General features: G+C 70.5%; 16 protein-coding genes. 13 read left to right on the forward strand and 3 right to left on the reverse strand.

All coding sequences use genetic code 11. From position 1 onward, the window contains the following. Positions 1-510, forward strand: a 510-nt coding sequence (locus QM595_RS07935; protein ID WP_415171002.1) for an FHA domain-containing protein, incomplete at its 5' end; no start/stop codon positions are given. On the opposite strand, the gene lepB is transcribed toward QM595_RS07935, so the two are convergent. Beyond that, positions 491-1,225, reverse strand: a complete 735-nt coding sequence (lepB, locus tag QM595_RS07940) for a signal peptidase I (protein WP_415171003.1) — start codon at positions 1,223-1,225, stop codon at positions 491-493. The two genes, QM595_RS07935 and lepB, sit on opposite strands and share 20 nt — an antisense overlap. 91 nt (positions 1,226-1,316) lie before the next feature. Between lepB and QM595_RS07945 the strand changes: the two genes are divergently transcribed. Genes QM595_RS07945 through QM595_RS07960 form a run of 4 tightly spaced genes read left to right on the forward strand, consistent with a single transcriptional unit; the run spans position 1,317 to position 4,218 of the window. After that, positions 1,317-1,808 carry a SigE family RNA polymerase sigma factor gene (locus QM595_RS07945; protein ID WP_415171004.1) on the forward strand — a complete coding sequence of 164 codons (492 nt, stop codon included), beginning with the start codon at positions 1,317-1,319 and terminating at the stop codon, positions 1,806-1,808. Beyond that, a complete protein-coding gene (locus tag QM595_RS07950) occupies positions 1,805-3,145 on the forward strand; it encodes a hypothetical protein (RefSeq protein ID WP_415171005.1) in 1,341 nt (446 codons plus the stop codon). The genes QM595_RS07945 and QM595_RS07950 overlap by 4 nt, the downstream gene beginning before the upstream one ends. Next, positions 3,142-3,765, forward strand: coding sequence for an HAD family hydrolase (locus QM595_RS07955; RefSeq protein ID WP_415171006.1), 624 nt, complete (start codon positions 3,142-3,144; stop codon positions 3,763-3,765). Before QM595_RS07950 ends, QM595_RS07955 begins: the two co-directional genes overlap by 4 nt. A 54-nt stretch (positions 3,766-3,819) precedes the next feature. Further along, positions 3,820-4,218 (forward strand): cold-shock protein, encoded by a 399-nt coding sequence (locus QM595_RS07960; protein WP_415171017.1) that lies wholly within the window; start codon positions 3,820-3,822, stop codon positions 4,216-4,218. 63 nt (positions 4,219-4,281) lie between these two features. Here QM595_RS07960 and QM595_RS07965 read toward each other — a convergent pair whose 3' ends face one another. Beyond that, positions 4,282-5,709, reverse strand: a complete 1,428-nt coding sequence (locus QM595_RS07965) for an MFS transporter (protein ID WP_415171007.1) — start codon at positions 5,707-5,709, stop codon at positions 4,282-4,284. An 88-nt stretch (positions 5,710-5,797) separates the two neighbouring features. On the opposite strand from QM595_RS07965, the gene QM595_RS07970 reads away from it, so the two are divergent. Both QM595_RS07970 and QM595_RS07975 read left to right on the forward strand, forming a co-directional pair. Then, entirely contained in the window at positions 5,798-6,814 is a 1,017-nt protein-coding gene (locus QM595_RS07970) for a hypothetical protein (protein ID WP_415171008.1), read from the forward strand. A 25-nt stretch (positions 6,815-6,839) separates the two neighbouring features. Beyond that, positions 6,840-7,568, forward strand: a complete 729-nt coding sequence (locus tag QM595_RS07975) for a DUF3027 domain-containing protein (RefSeq protein ID WP_415171009.1) — start codon at positions 6,840-6,842, stop codon at positions 7,566-7,568. 222 nt (positions 7,569-7,790) lie between these two features. Here the strand turns inward: QM595_RS07975 and QM595_RS07980 are convergent, their stop codons facing one another. After that, on the reverse strand, positions 7,791-8,051 hold the full coding sequence (locus QM595_RS07980; RefSeq protein WP_415171010.1) for a DUF2530 domain-containing protein: 261 nt from the start codon (positions 8,049-8,051) through the stop codon (positions 7,791-7,793). Positions 8,052-8,180: 129 nt separating this feature from the next. Between QM595_RS07980 and QM595_RS07985 the strand changes: the two genes are divergently transcribed. From QM595_RS07985 to QM595_RS08010, 6 genes are all read left to right on the forward strand, one after another. Next, positions 8,181-8,627, forward strand: coding sequence for a MarR family winged helix-turn-helix transcriptional regulator (locus QM595_RS07985; protein WP_415171011.1), 447 nt, complete (start codon positions 8,181-8,183; stop codon positions 8,625-8,627). Further along, positions 8,624-9,949 carry an MFS transporter gene (locus QM595_RS07990; RefSeq protein ID WP_415171012.1) on the forward strand — a complete coding sequence of 442 codons (1,326 nt, stop codon included), beginning with the start codon at positions 8,624-8,626 and terminating at the stop codon, positions 9,947-9,949. Before QM595_RS07985 ends, QM595_RS07990 begins: the two co-directional genes overlap by 4 nt. Before the next feature lie 82 nt (positions 9,950-10,031). After that, a complete protein-coding gene (rpsL, locus tag QM595_RS07995; protein ID WP_415171013.1) occupies positions 10,032-10,406 on the forward strand; it encodes a 30S ribosomal protein S12 in 375 nt (124 codons plus the stop codon). Beyond that, positions 10,406-10,876, forward strand: a complete 471-nt coding sequence (gene rpsG, locus QM595_RS08000; protein WP_415171014.1) for a 30S ribosomal protein S7 — start codon at positions 10,406-10,408, stop codon at positions 10,874-10,876. Before rpsL ends, rpsG begins: the two co-directional genes overlap by 1 nt. Before the next feature lie 79 nt (positions 10,877-10,955). Beyond that, positions 10,956-13,070 (forward strand): elongation factor G, encoded by a 2,115-nt coding sequence (fusA, locus tag QM595_RS08005; RefSeq protein WP_415171015.1) that lies wholly within the window; start codon positions 10,956-10,958, stop codon positions 13,068-13,070. Positions 13,071-13,141: 71 nt separating this feature from the next. Beyond that, the coding region (locus QM595_RS08010) for a GTP-binding protein (RefSeq protein ID WP_415171016.1) at positions 13,142-13,495 on the forward strand (354 nt) is incomplete at its 3' end.

Consider the following 13,495-nt stretch of genomic DNA (forward strand, 5'->3'; position numbering starts at 1 on the left):
CCGCCGCCCCCGCCGGTCGTCCCGGCCCCGCCGGTCGTCCCGGCCCCGCCGGCGCCGGTGATCCCACCACCCCCGCCCGTCGCCCCGCCCGTCGCCCCGCCCGCCTGGGTGGAGGAGGCGACCGAGCAGATCTCCCAGCCGGAGTGGGAGGAGCCGGGCCCGGTCGCGCACCTGTCCTTCTCCAGCGGCGACGAGATCGACGTCGACCGACTGGTGGTCATCGGCCGGGCGCCCGATGCCGGGCGGTTCTCCCCGGCGGAGGAGCCGATGCTGGTCGCGGTGCCAAGCCCGCACTCGGAGATCTCCTCGACCCACGTCGAGGTCAGGCCGGGCAGCGGCGCCGACCTGGGATCGGCGGTGGTCACCGACCTCGGCTCGACCAACGGCACCCTCGTCGTCCAGCCCGGCGAGCGCCCCTCGGAGCTGCGGCCCGGCGTACCGGTCGTGCTGGCCCCTGGAGCCCTGATCGACCTGGGCGACGGCCTGACGATCAGGGTGACGCAGCCGTAGCCGCCGCCACCTCCTTGAACACCGCCGGCCGGTTGAGGATCTTCGCGTGGCTCGGTGGCCAGATCACCGAGACCACCTTGCCGACCACCGAGTCGACCGGGATGAAGGCCTCGAGCGGATCGCAGCCGGAGCCCTGGTCGTCGGCGGCGCACAGATGGACCGAGGAGTCCGCCGACTCGTCCCGGTTGTCGCCCATCACGAACAGATAGCCCTTGGGCACCGTCGCCGACCACCCCTGGGGGTCGCAGTCGTTGACCATCGGGCCGTCGCAGCGCGGTTGCGGATCGATGAAGTCGTCCTCGGCCAGCGACGTGCCGTTGACCTGGATCCGGCCGTCCTTGTCGCAACAGGTCACCGTGTCGCCGCCGACACCGATCACCCGCTTCACCAGGTGGTTGCCGGACGGGTAGAGCCCGATCTTCTCCAGCGCCGTCGTGATCGGCCCGGACGGGCCGGCGGTCTCGTCCGCACCCAGCCAGTCGCCAGGGTCGGCGAAGACGACCACGTCGCCGCGCCGGGGCGAGCCGCCGAACCAGTACGACGGCTTCTCCACCAGGATCCGGTCGTTGACGTTGAGCCCCGGCTCCATCGACTCCGACGGGATGTAGAACGCCTGCGCGAGGAACGTCTTCACCGCGACCGCCAGCACCACGGCGACCACCAACAGGATCGCTGTCTCCCGGACCGTCCGCCAGAAGCCGCTCTCCCCCGCCACGAAGCGGACACTATCCGGCCGGTGGTGAGCATCCGGGGTAGTTACGACAATGGGCCCACCCGAATCCGGGTCGTGGTGCGTGAGGAGGGGTGTGGACGAGTTCGAGGCATGGGCACGGGGGCGTACGGCGTCACTGTCGCGAGCGGCGTACCTCCTCACCGGCGACCTGCAGCGCGCCGAGGACCTGGTGCAGGAGACGCTGATCCGGGTGGCCGGCCACTGGCGTCGGATCAGCCGCTCCGGCGAGCCGGACGCCTACGCCCGCACCGTGCTCCACCGGCTCGCCGTCGACTCCTGGCGCCGCCAGCGGGCGCGGCCGACGGAGGTCTCGGCCGAGCATCCCGAGCTGGGCGTCGCGGGCCCCGACGTCGAGCGGCGGCTGCTGGTGCGCGAGGCGCTGCTGCGGCTGACGCCCCGACAGCGGGCGGTGCTGGTGCTGCGCTACCTCGACGACCTCACCGAGGTGCAGACCGCCGCCGTCCTCGGCTGCTCGCCCAACACCGTGAAGTCGCAGGCCCGCCAGGCGCTGGCCCGACTCCGTGACCTCGCCCCCGACCTGCTCGCCGAGCTGGAGGTCCGATGAGACAGACCCTGCTCGACCTGACCGACGACGTCGCGGTGCGGATCCATGTCGACCCGGCGGCCGCCTGGGCGCGGGCCCGCCGTCGGACGGTACGACGGCGGGTCGGTGCCGCCCTCGTGGCCGCCGTGGCGGTGGTGCTGGTGGTCGTCGGCCTGCGCAGCCTCGACCCGCGGCCCGTCGCGCTCGACCCCGCGGACCACGGCTCGGGCGGACTGGGGCTGCCGACGCGGCTCGGCCACCAGTGGCTCAGCCACACCCTCGACAACGGCGACCGCCCCGGCGCCGCGGCCGGTCTGGTGCACCGCCAGGGCGTCGGCTGGTACCTCGTGCTTCCCTCGGGACGGCTGGTCGGACTGCTGGCCAACGACGACACCACCGGGGAGTACCCGCCGGCCATCTCGCCCGACGGTCGGCGGGTGGCCTTCATGCAGCTGGGCCTTGCCGACGACGCCTCACGGCTGGTCGTGGCCGAGCTAGACACCGGTCAGATGAGGTTCCTCTCCACCGTCGACGCCGGCCGCACCCGAGACGGCGTGCCGACCAACCCACTCGCGGAGCACCGGGTCAACGGGCAGTCGCCGATGCGCTTCTCGCCCGACGGCTCCCACCTGATCGTGCTCGGCGGAGCCTCGGCCGCCGGCGGCCCGGAGGACGGCCGCGCGGTGCTGATCGGCGTCGCCGACGGTGTCGTCACGACCGTCACCCCCGCCGGGTCCAGCCTCGCGATGCCCGCTGGCTGGCTGGACGACGACCACCTCGTCTGGATCGACGGCGAGCAGCGGCAGGGCCTCGTCACCGACCTGACCGGCACCGTGGTGCAGCGGGCCCGGCTCGGCGAGCCGTCCGGCGTCGTCATGACGCCGACGGCCGAGGTCGACCCGAGCGACTGGGCCCAATGGGTCGGGCCGGTCTCGCCGGACGGCGTCACGGTCGCCGGCGGCGTGGTCCCGACGTCCGGCGACCTCGCCCAGGCGGTCGTCACCTATCGCATCCGGGTGGGCGAGACCTGGCCGGGGAGCACGAATGTGGGCACCAGCCACCTCGCCTCCCTCTGCCCGCTGAGCTGGGGCGAGGACGAGATGCCGGCGCTGCCTCGCGACGCACCAGAGCTCCTCGGCGGCGAGGACATGGTCGTCGCCGACGCCAGCCTGCACATCGACTGCTCGATCTGGGCCGGTGACGCGCTCGACGGACCGCGACACCGGGGGCTGACGGGGAGGCTGTTCGGCTATCAGACCGCCTGGTTCTACTGGTGGTGGCGCGAGCTGCTGCTCGGTGCCGCGGCCCTGGCCGGCGTACTCCTCCTGGGCAGACGCCGCCTACGATCGAGGGTGTGAGCGCGGGACTGGTGGTCGGCTTCGACCTCGACATGACCCTGATCGACACCGTCCCCGGCTTCCGCGACGTGCTGATCGCGCTCGGCGCCGAGTTGGGCGTCGAGTTCCCGGTCGAGGAGATGACCAGCAAGCTCGGGCCGCCGCTCGAGCTGCTGCTCGCCCCCTACCTGCCCGAGGAGCGGATCCCGGCCGCCGGCGACCTGTTCCGGGCGCTCTACCCCCGGCACGCCATCGCGAACGTGCCCGCCTTCGCCGGCGCCCACGAGGCGATCGCCGCCGTCCGCAAGCACGCCGGCAGGGTGCTGGTCGTGACCGGCAAGTACCCCCAGAACGCCCGGCTCCACCTCGACCACGTCGGCTTCGACGTCGACCACCTCGAGGGCTGGGTCTGGGGCGTCGGCAAGGCCGACGTGCTCACGCGCGAGGGCGCCGGGATCTACGTCGGCGACCACGTCCACGACGTCGAGGGCGCCCTGGCCGCCGGCGTGACCAGCGTCAGCGTGCTCACCGGTGGCTGCACCCGGGCCGAACTGGAGGGGGCCGGGACCCACGTCGTACTCGAGACGCTCGAGGAGTTCCCGGACTGGCTCGAGGACTATCTCGCTGGACCGCTCGGATAGGCTTCTGCGGCCCGGCGACGAGCGTCGGACATGAGGCAGAAGAGGTCGGTTGCGGTGCCCACTGGCAAGGTGAAGTGGTTCGACGCCGAGAAGGGGTTCGGTTTCCTCACCCAGGAGGGCGGACCCGACGTCTACGTGCACGCCGACGCGCTGCCCGCCGGGACCGCGAAGACCCTCAAGGCCGGCACCCGGGTGGAGTTCGGCATCGCCCAGGGCCGTCGTGGCGACCAGGCGCTCCAGGTCCGCATCCTCGAGGTCCCGACGTCGGTCGCTCGCAACCAGCGGGCCGCCCAGCGCCGCAAGCCCGACGAGATGGTCCTCATCGTCGAGAACGTCATCAAGCTGCTCGACGACATCCGCGAGGGCTACGAGCACGGCCGGCCGCCCACGAAGGACCTGGCCCACAAGGTCAGCCCCGCCCTTCGCGCCCTCGCCGACGAGTTCGACCTCTAGCCGGCCGGACGCCCGGGCACCTGACATTCCGCACGCGACACGCCGGAGAAGGCGTGCAAGACGTCAGGCGCCCGCCACGGAGGGGGCGGAGGTACGCCGCGCCCCGGGCCGTGACGCCAGGACGTAGACCGCCCAGGCGGTGATCACCGCGCAGGCCACCCCCAGGCCCAGCCTGGCGTTGAGCGGCAACGCGATGCCGACGAAGCCACCGACCACCCAGGCCAGCTGCAACGTGGTGTCGGAGCGGGCGAACGCCGAGGCGTGGTTGCGGGCCGGGATGTGCTGCTGGATCGAGGCGTCGAGGGAGAACTTCGCCAGCGCCGAGCCGAGGCCCGTCGCCAGGCCGAGGGCCGCCAGCAGCGGGATGGAGTAGAGCAGCGCCGTCGCCAGCGTCACCGCCACGTCGAGCACCAGCACCGCCGAGACCGTCACCGCCGGCCGGATCCGCCGCAGCAGCGAGGCTGCGGTGACGCCGAGGAAGTTGCCGACACCCGCCGAGCCGGCGACCACGCCGAGCAGCAATGTCGGCGACCAGCCGCTGATCGGCTTCTCCTGCAGCAGGAACGCCATGAACATCAGCATGAAGCCGTAGAGCCACTTCGGTGCGCAATTGGCGCGCAGCGCGTAGGAGACCGACGCCGGCATCCGGACCAGGCCCGGCTTGAGCTGGATCTCCTCGGTCGAGAACATCGTCACCGTGCCTTCGCCGGCGCTGGAGTCGACCGCGGCCGGCAGCCGGATCGCGCCGATGGTGGCGATCACGAAGAGCACGAACGCCCAGCGCAGCACCCACTCCGGCCCCGCCAGCGAGGCCAGCCCGGCGATCGGGGCGCACAGCGCGACGCCGACGATGCCGGCCATGGAGACCCGGCCGTTGCCCTTGACGAGGGTGAAGTCGCGGGGGAGCAGGCGGGGTACGGCGGCGGCCCGGGTGACGCCGTACGCCTTGGAGCAGACCAGCACCCCGAGCGCGGCCGGGAACATCGCCGGCGACTGGTCGGGCAGTGCCCCGGCCAGCACCCAGCATAGGAACGCCCGCATCGCCATGGTGGCGCCGATGGCCCAGCGGCGGCCGTGGGCGATCCGGTCGAGCAGCGGCCCGAGCAGCGGCGCCACGATCGCGAACGGCAGCATGGTCAGCGCCAGGAAGAGCGCCACCGACTCGCGCGAGGAGGAGCCGTCCGCGGAGGGCACCTGGAAGAACAGCGAGCCGGCCAGCGAGATCGCGACCGCGGCGTCGCCGGCGGTGTTGAACGCGTGCATCTCGATGAGCCGGTTGAGCCCTGACTCGCCGGCTCCCTCGGCGTCCGCGGCCCGTCGCGCCTGGCGCGCCGCGAACCGGCTGAACCGGCCGATCCCGCGGGCCGCCGCGACCGTGCCCCGCGCTGTCGCCCGCACGCCACGCGCCGCCGTCTGGCCCGCCGTCCGACCGTGCTCGTCGGGCTCACCCGTGGAGTGCGGGTCGCGCCAGCGCTGGTCCTCGGTCGTCACCCCTCCATCCTGCCGGAGACCCCCGCGTGCCAGCGCCCGCAGGAGGGCAAGTCGGCGAAATGGCGGCGATCCCGCTAGTCTCCGGGCGATGCGCGGTCTGTTGTTGCTCGGTCTGGTGACTGGTGTGCTCGTCCTCGGGACGGGCGTGCCCGGCCAGGCCCAGGGCGCCGACCAGGTGAAGGTGCCGAAGGCGGCCCGGGCCGTGAAGGGGAAGACCACCACCCTGATCGGCGACGGCACCCCGGCGAGCTGCACCTCCGCAGCGGTCGTCGCGGCCGTCGCCCAAGGCGGCCTCGTCCGGTTCGACTGCGGTCCGCACCCGGTCACCATCGCGATGACCCAGACCGCCAAGGTGGTCAACACCAGTCGCCGCGTGGTCATCGACGGCGGCGGACTCGTCACGCTCGACGGCCAGGGCAGCCGGCGGATCATCTACCAGAACACCTGCGACCAGGCCCAGGTCTGGACCACCTCGCACTGTGACGACCAGCCGCGGCCGCGGCTGGTGCTGCAGCACCTCACCCTGGCCCACGGCTACGACGACGACACCATCGAGGGGACCGGCGGCGGTGGCGCGGTGTTCGCGCGGGGCGGCCGGCTGCGGATCGTCGACACCCGCTTCGTCGACAACGCCTGCCGTGCCAGTGGGTTCGACGTCAGCGGCGCGGCGGTCCGGGCCTACGACCAGTACCGCGACAAGCCCGTCCAGGTCTCCGGCTCCACCTTCACCGGCGGCCGCTGCAGCAGCGGTGGGGCGATCGGCAGCATCGGCGTCTCCTGGTCGATCTACAACTCGACGTTCACCGACAACCGGGCCACCGGCCAGGGCGCCAGCGACGAGGCTCCCGGCGGCGGCAACGGCGGCGCGATCGCCCTCGACGGCAACCGGTTCCGGCTGCTGCTGGCCGGCTCCACTCTGACCGGCAACGTGGCGCCAGAGGGCGGCGGAGCGATCTTCTTCGTCAGCAACGACCTCACCGGCACCATGCGGATTCGCCGCTCGACGCTGCGCGACAACCCGAGCCTGGGCTTCGAGAACCAGCGTGGCACCGGCATCTTCTTCCTCGGTCGGCGGGCGTCGTACACCGCCTCGATCGTGCGCTGATCGTGAGGAGTGGCAAGATACCCCGGTGACCAATGCGACTGAGGCCGCGCGCGCCGCGCTCGGAGGGGAGACCGGGGTCGGCGAGCATCTCGGCGTCCACGTTGAGACCGAGCACGTCGCCACCCACCTCTTCGCCTGTGAGAAGGCCGGATACGTCGGTTGGCACTGGTCGGTCACCGTCGTCGAGCTGCCCGGCGGGGAGCCGACCGTCGACGAGGTCGTGCTTGTCCCCGGCGACCAGGCGATCGTCGCGCCGGCCTGGGTGCCCTACCGCGACCGCATCGAGCCGGGTGACCTGTCACCAGGTGACCTGCTGCCGGTCAGCGACGAGGACCCGCGACTGGTCCCGACGTACTCCTTCGGCGACGACCCGCTCGACCCCGACGCCAAGGCGCAGATCCGTCAGGTCGCCGGCGACCTCGGCCTCGGCCGGGTCCGCACGCTGAGCCCTCAGGGGCTCGACCTGGCCGCGCAGCGGTGGAGCGCCGGTCCCGGCGGCCCGACCGCGCCGATCGCACAGTCGGCGCCGCACCGCTGCTACACCTGCGGCTTCCTGGTCCGCATCTCCGGCCCACTCGCGGGCGGCTTCGGCGTCTGCGCGAACGGCGACGCCAACGACGACGGCCGGGTGGTCACCACCGACCACGGCTGCGGCGCCCACTCCGAGGTCCGTCTCGCCAAGCGCCACGAGCCCAAGCCCCTGCCGGAGCCAGTGGTGGACGACCTGACGCTGGACCTGCTGGAGACCTGGTAGCCACCCCCTCCTGGTGAGCAGCCCCAAACTGACACCTCAACCCTGGTGAGCAGCCCCAAACTGACACGCAGGGGAGGGTGAACGGTCGCAAACTGACATCCTTGCTCGCGCGCCTCTGGTGTCAGTTTGCGACGGCTCACCGCTGTCGGGGTGTCAGTTTGGGGCTGCTCACCAGGGTTGAGGTGTCAGTTTGGGGCTGCTCACCGGGAGAGATGCCGGCCGCTAGCGGTTGCGCTTGGCTCTTGCCCGTCGGCAGATCTCGATGCCGATTAGGCCCAGGCCGGTGCCCGCCAGGCAGGTCCACAGCCACCAGCCCCGACCGTCGTCCTGCAGCCGAGCGTAGAACGGCAACAGCGCCACGAAGGCGATCGCCCACAGCAGCGTGCCGACGGCGACTGTGCGGACCCCGTCGACGTCGAGGGGCTCGACGTCGGCGACGAGGTAGGTGCGCTTGCCGATCCGGTGCTCGGTGGGCTCCGTCATGCGAGAAAGGCTACCAATCGCGAAGGAATGGTTAGCACATCTAATGAGTTAGACTAACGACATGAGCGAGCGAACCATTCAAGCTGGCGCGCGGCGCTCATGCCCCCACCGAGCGAAGCGAGGTCGCGCATGAGCAGCAAGGCCGTGACCCGCGCCGATGCCGGACTGGCGTCCACCCTGCGAGTGGCGGTGCTCCGGCTGCGCCGCCGGCTGGTCAACGAGCACGCGCCGGACAACGACCTCTCGATCGGGTCCATGGCGGTGCTCGGCGCGCTGGCGAAGGGCGGCGAGGCCACCATCGGCGAGCTGGCGGCCCACGAGCGGGTGCAGCCGCCGAGCATGACCCGCATCGTCGGCTGCCTGGCCGATGGCGGCTACGTCGAGCGCCGCGCCAGCGACACCGACCGCCGTCAGGTCATCGTGGCGATCACCGAGAAGGGCCGGGCGACCCTCGAGGCCGACAAGCGGCGCCGGGAGGAGTGGCTGGCCCGCCGGCTCGCCGCGCTCACCCCCCAGGAGCGCGCTATCCTGCGCGCCGCCGCGCCGGTCCTGGAGAAGCTAGCCACGTCAGAATGAGCCCGACCTTCCGAGCGCTGAGGAACCCCAACTACCGGCTCTACCTCGCCGGCAGCGTGGTCTCCAATACCGGCACCTGGATGATGCGGGTGGCGCAGGACTGGCTCGTCCTCAAGCCGCTCGACGGCGGTGGCGCGGCGGTCGGCATCGTCACCGGCCTGCAGTTCCTCCCGGTGCTGCTGCTGACGCCGTACGCCGGAGTGGTGGCCGACCGGATCTCCAAGCGCACCTTGCTGCAGCTGACTCAGGCCACCATGGGGCTGTTCTCGCTGCTGGCGGCCGTAGTGGCGATCAGCGGTCACAGCCAGCTCTGGTTCGTCTACCTGTGCGCCTTCGGGCTCGGCGTCGGCTCCGCCTTCGACGCCCCGGCGCGGCAGTCGTTCGTCTCCGAGATGGTCGGCCCCGACGACCTCACCAACGCCGTCGGTCTCAACTCGGCCAGCTTCAACGTCGCCCGGCTGGCCGGACCCGGCCTGGCCGGCCTGATGATCGGCGCGCTCGGCTCCGGTCAGCAGGCGACCGGCTGGGTGTTCCTCGTCAACGCGGTCTCCTACCTCGCTGTGATCGGCCAGCTGCGCCGGATGAACCCGGCGCTGCTGCACAGTCCCCGGCTGCTGGTCCGCGGTCCTGGCGCGCTCCGGGAGGGGGTCGCCTACATCCGCACCCAGCCCAAGATGCTCTACGTCTTGGTGCTGGTCTTCTTCACCGGCACCTTCGGCCTCAACTTCCAGATCACCTCGGCGCTGATGGCCACCGAGGAGTTCGGCAAGGGCGCCGGCGAGTTCGGCGTCCTCGGGTCCACGCTGGCCGTCGGCTCGCTCACCGGGGCGCTGATGGCGGCCCGCCGGGTCCGGATCCGGCTGCGGCTGCTCGCCGGAGCCGCGCTCGCCTTCAGCCTCGCCGAGATCGTCGCCGGCTCCGCGCCGACGTACCTCGCCTTCGCGATCGCCACCCCGTTCATCGGCTTCTTCTCGCTGACCCTGCTCAACTCGTCCAATGCCACCATGCAGCTGGAGTCGGACCCGGCCATGCGCGGCCGGGTGATGGCGCTCTACATGACCGTCGTGCAGGGCGGCACTCCCATCGGCGCGCCGATCGTCGGCTGGATCGGCGAGAACCTCGGCGCCCGCTGGACGCTGTGGCTCGGCGGTGGGCTCACCATGCTCGGCATGGTGGCCGCGGTAGCCCTCTATGCTCGCCTCAATGGCGGGCTCCGGGACGGTAGCCCCGCCGTTTTGACCCCCCTTGAGGGCCCGGGTAGCCTTGTGGATCGTGTCTGGGACGACCAGGCCGTCTCGCGTGCCCGCAACATGACTCCCTGAGTTAGCCGCACCACCCGGGCACGCGCACCTGCGGGGCAAGTCGCTCCGCAGAGAGAGCGACAACAAGAAGGGGAACCGCCCGGTGCCCACTATTCAGCAGTTGGTCCGCAAGGGCCGCCAGGACAAGGTGTCGAAGAACAAGACGCCTGCCCTGAAGGGGTCTCCGCAGCGCCGTGGCGTCTGCACCCGCGTCTACACCACCACCCCGAAGAAGCCGAACTCCGCCCTCCGCAAGGTCGCCCGTGTGCGGCTGTCGAGCGGCGTCGAGGTCACCGCCTACATCCCGGGTGTGGGTCACAACCTTCAGGAGCACTCCATCGTGCTCGTCCGCGGCGGTCGTGTGAAGGACCTGCCCGGCGTCCGCTACAAGATCATCCGCGGCACCCTCGACACCCAGGGCGTCAAGAACCGCAAGCAGGCTCGCAGCCGCTACGGCGCGAAGAAGGAGAAGGGCTGATGCCACGCAAGGGTCCCGCTCCGAAGCGGCCGATCGACGTCGACCCGGTCTACGGCTCCCAGCTGGTCACCCAGCTGGTGTCGAAGGTCCTCAAGGACGGCAAGAAGCAGGTTGCCCAGCGGATCGTCTACACCGCGCTCGAGGGCTGCCGTGAGAAGACCGGCACCGACCCCGTCGTGACGCTCAAGCGCGCGATGGACAACGTCAAGCCGGCCATCGAGGTCAAGTCCCGGCGCGTCGGCGGCGCGACCTACCAGGTCCCCGTCGAGGTCAAGGGCACCCGCGGCACCACGCTCGCGCTGCGCTGGCTCGTCGGCTACGCCCAGGACCGTCGCGAGAAGACGATGGCCGAGCGCCTCATGAACGAGATCCTCGACGCTTCCAACGGCCTCGGCGCCGCGGTGAAGAAGCGCGAGGACACCCACAAGATGGCCGAGTCCAACAAGGCCTTCGCGCACTACCGCTGGTGATCTCGAGGCGGTACGCCGGCACGCCCGGCGTACCGCCTTCACCGGCTCCTACTCCAACTTCCTAAGGAACCCCCAGACAGTGGCTGTCGACATCACCACGGACCTCAAGCTCGTCCGCAATATCGGCATCATGGCGCACATCGATGCCGGCAAGACCACCACCACCGAGCGCATCCTCTTCTACACCGGGATCTCCTACAAGATCGGTGAGGTCCACGAGGGTGCCGCCACGATGGACTGGATGGAGCAGGAGCAGGAGCGCGGCATCACCATCACCTCGGCCGCGACCACCTGCTGGTGGAAGGGCCACCAGATCAACATCATCGACACCCCCGGACACGTCGACTTCACCGTCGAGGTCGAGCGCTCGCTGCGCGTCCTCGACGGCGCCGTCGCGGTCTTCGACGGTGTCGCCGGCGTGGAGCCGCAGTCGCAGACGGTGTGGCGCCAGGCCAACAAGTACGCCGTGCCCCGGATGTGCTTCGTCAACAAGCTCGACCGCACCGGCGCCGACTTCTACAAGGTCGTCGACTCCATCGTCGACAAGCTGCACGCCACCCCGCTGGTGCTGCAGATCCCGATCGGCGCCGAGGGCGACTTCGTCGGCGTCGTCGACCTGGTCGAGATGAACGCCAAGGTCTGGCGCGGCGAGACCAAGCAGGGCGAGGACTACGTCGTCGAGGAGATCCCCGCCGATCTCGCCGACAAGGCCGCCGAATACCGCGAGAAGCTCGTCGAGACCCTTGCCGAGGCCGACGACGACATCATGGAGGTCTACCTCGAGGACGGCGACGTCTTCGACGTACCGACCCTCAAGGCCGCCATCCGCCGGGCCACCCTGGCCGACAAGCTCAACCCGATCCTCACCGGCACCGCCTTCAAGAACAAGGGCGTCCAGCCGTTGCTCGACGCGGTGGTCGACTACCTGCCCTCGCCGCTCGACGTCGAGGCCATCGTCGGTCACAAGCCGGGCGATGAGGAGACCGAGATCGCCCGCAAGCCCAGCGAGTCCGAGCCCTTCTCCGGTCTGGCCTACAAGATCGCCACCGACCCGCACCTGGGCAAGCTGATCTACGTCCGGGTCTACTCCGGCAAGCTCGAGGCCGGTGCGACGGTGCTCAACACCAGCAACGGCCGCAAGGAGCGGGTCGGCAAGGTCTACCAGATGCACGCCAACAAGCGTGAGGAGATCGCGTCGGTGGGCGCCGGCCAGATCGTCGCGGTCATGGGCCTGAAGGACACCAAGACCGGTCACACCCTCGCCGACCCGGCCAATCCGGTCGTGCTGGAGTCGATGACCTTCCCGGCCCCGGTGATCGAGGTCGCCATCGAGCCGAAGACCAAGTCCGACCAGGAGAAGCTCGGCGTCGCGATCCAGCGGCTTGCCGAGGAGGACCCGACCTTCGTCGTCAAGACCGACGAGGAGACCGGCCAGACCATCATCGCCGGCATGGGCGAGCTCCACCTGGAGATCCTCGTCGACCGGATGAAGCGCGAGTTCAAGGTCGAGGCCACCGTCGGCAAGCCGCAGGTCGCCTACCGCGAGACCATCCGCAGGGCGGTCAAGAACCACTCCTACACCCACAAGAAGCAGACCGGTGGCTCGGGCCAGTTCGCGAAGGTGCTCATCTCGGTCGAGCCCAATGTCGACCCCGAGACCGGTCTCGGCGCCGGCTACGAGTTCGCCAACAACGTCACCGGCGGCCGGGTGCCGAAGGAGTACATCCCCTCGGTCGACCAGGGTGCCCAGGAGGCCATGGAGTTCGGCGTCCTTGCCGGCTACCCGATGGTGGACGTGAAGGTCTCCCTGGAGGACGGCGCCTACCACGACGTCGACTCCTCCGAGCTCGCCTTCAAGATCGCCGGCAACCAGGCCTTCAAGGAGGCCGCCCGCCAGGCCAAGCCGGTCCTGCTGGAGCCGGTGTTCGCCGTCGAGGTCACCACCCCGGAGACCTTCCTGGGCACGGTGATCGGCGACATCAACTCCCGTCGTGGCCAGATCAGGGCGCAGGAGGAGCGTCACGGCGACCTCGTCGTGTCGGCCCTCGTGCCGCTCTCAGAGATGTTCGGGTACGTTGGCGACCTGAGGTCGAAGACCTCGGGCCAGGCGTCGTACTCGATGGAGTTCGACTCGTACGCCGAGGTTCCCACGAACATCGCCGACGAGATCATCAAGAAGGCGCGCGGCGAGTAATCGCCGTGGAGCCCTCGGCACCACCCCTTTAGTACGAGTCAAGTAGAAACACACACCAGGAGGAGCCCACAGTGGCTAAGGCGAAGTTCGAGCGGACCAAGCCGCACGTCAACATCGGCACCATCGGTCACATCGACCACGGCAAGACGACGCTGACGGCTGCGATCACCAAGGTCCTGCACGACGCTTACCCGGACATCAACCCCTTCACGCCGTTCGACGAGATCGACAAGGCACCGGAGGAGCGTCAGCGCGGCATCACCATCTCGATCGCGCACGTCGAGTACCAGACCGAGGCGCGTCACTACGCGCACGTCGACTGCCCCGGTCACGCCGACTACATCAAGAACATGATCACCGGCGCGGCCCAGATGGACGGCGCGATCCTCGTGGTCGCCGCCACCGACGGCCCGATGCCGCAGACC

The organism is Nocardioides sp., assembly GCF_047607185.1.
In the GTDB taxonomy this organism is placed as follows: domain Bacteria; phylum Actinomycetota; class Actinomycetes; order Propionibacteriales; family Nocardioidaceae; genus Nocardioides.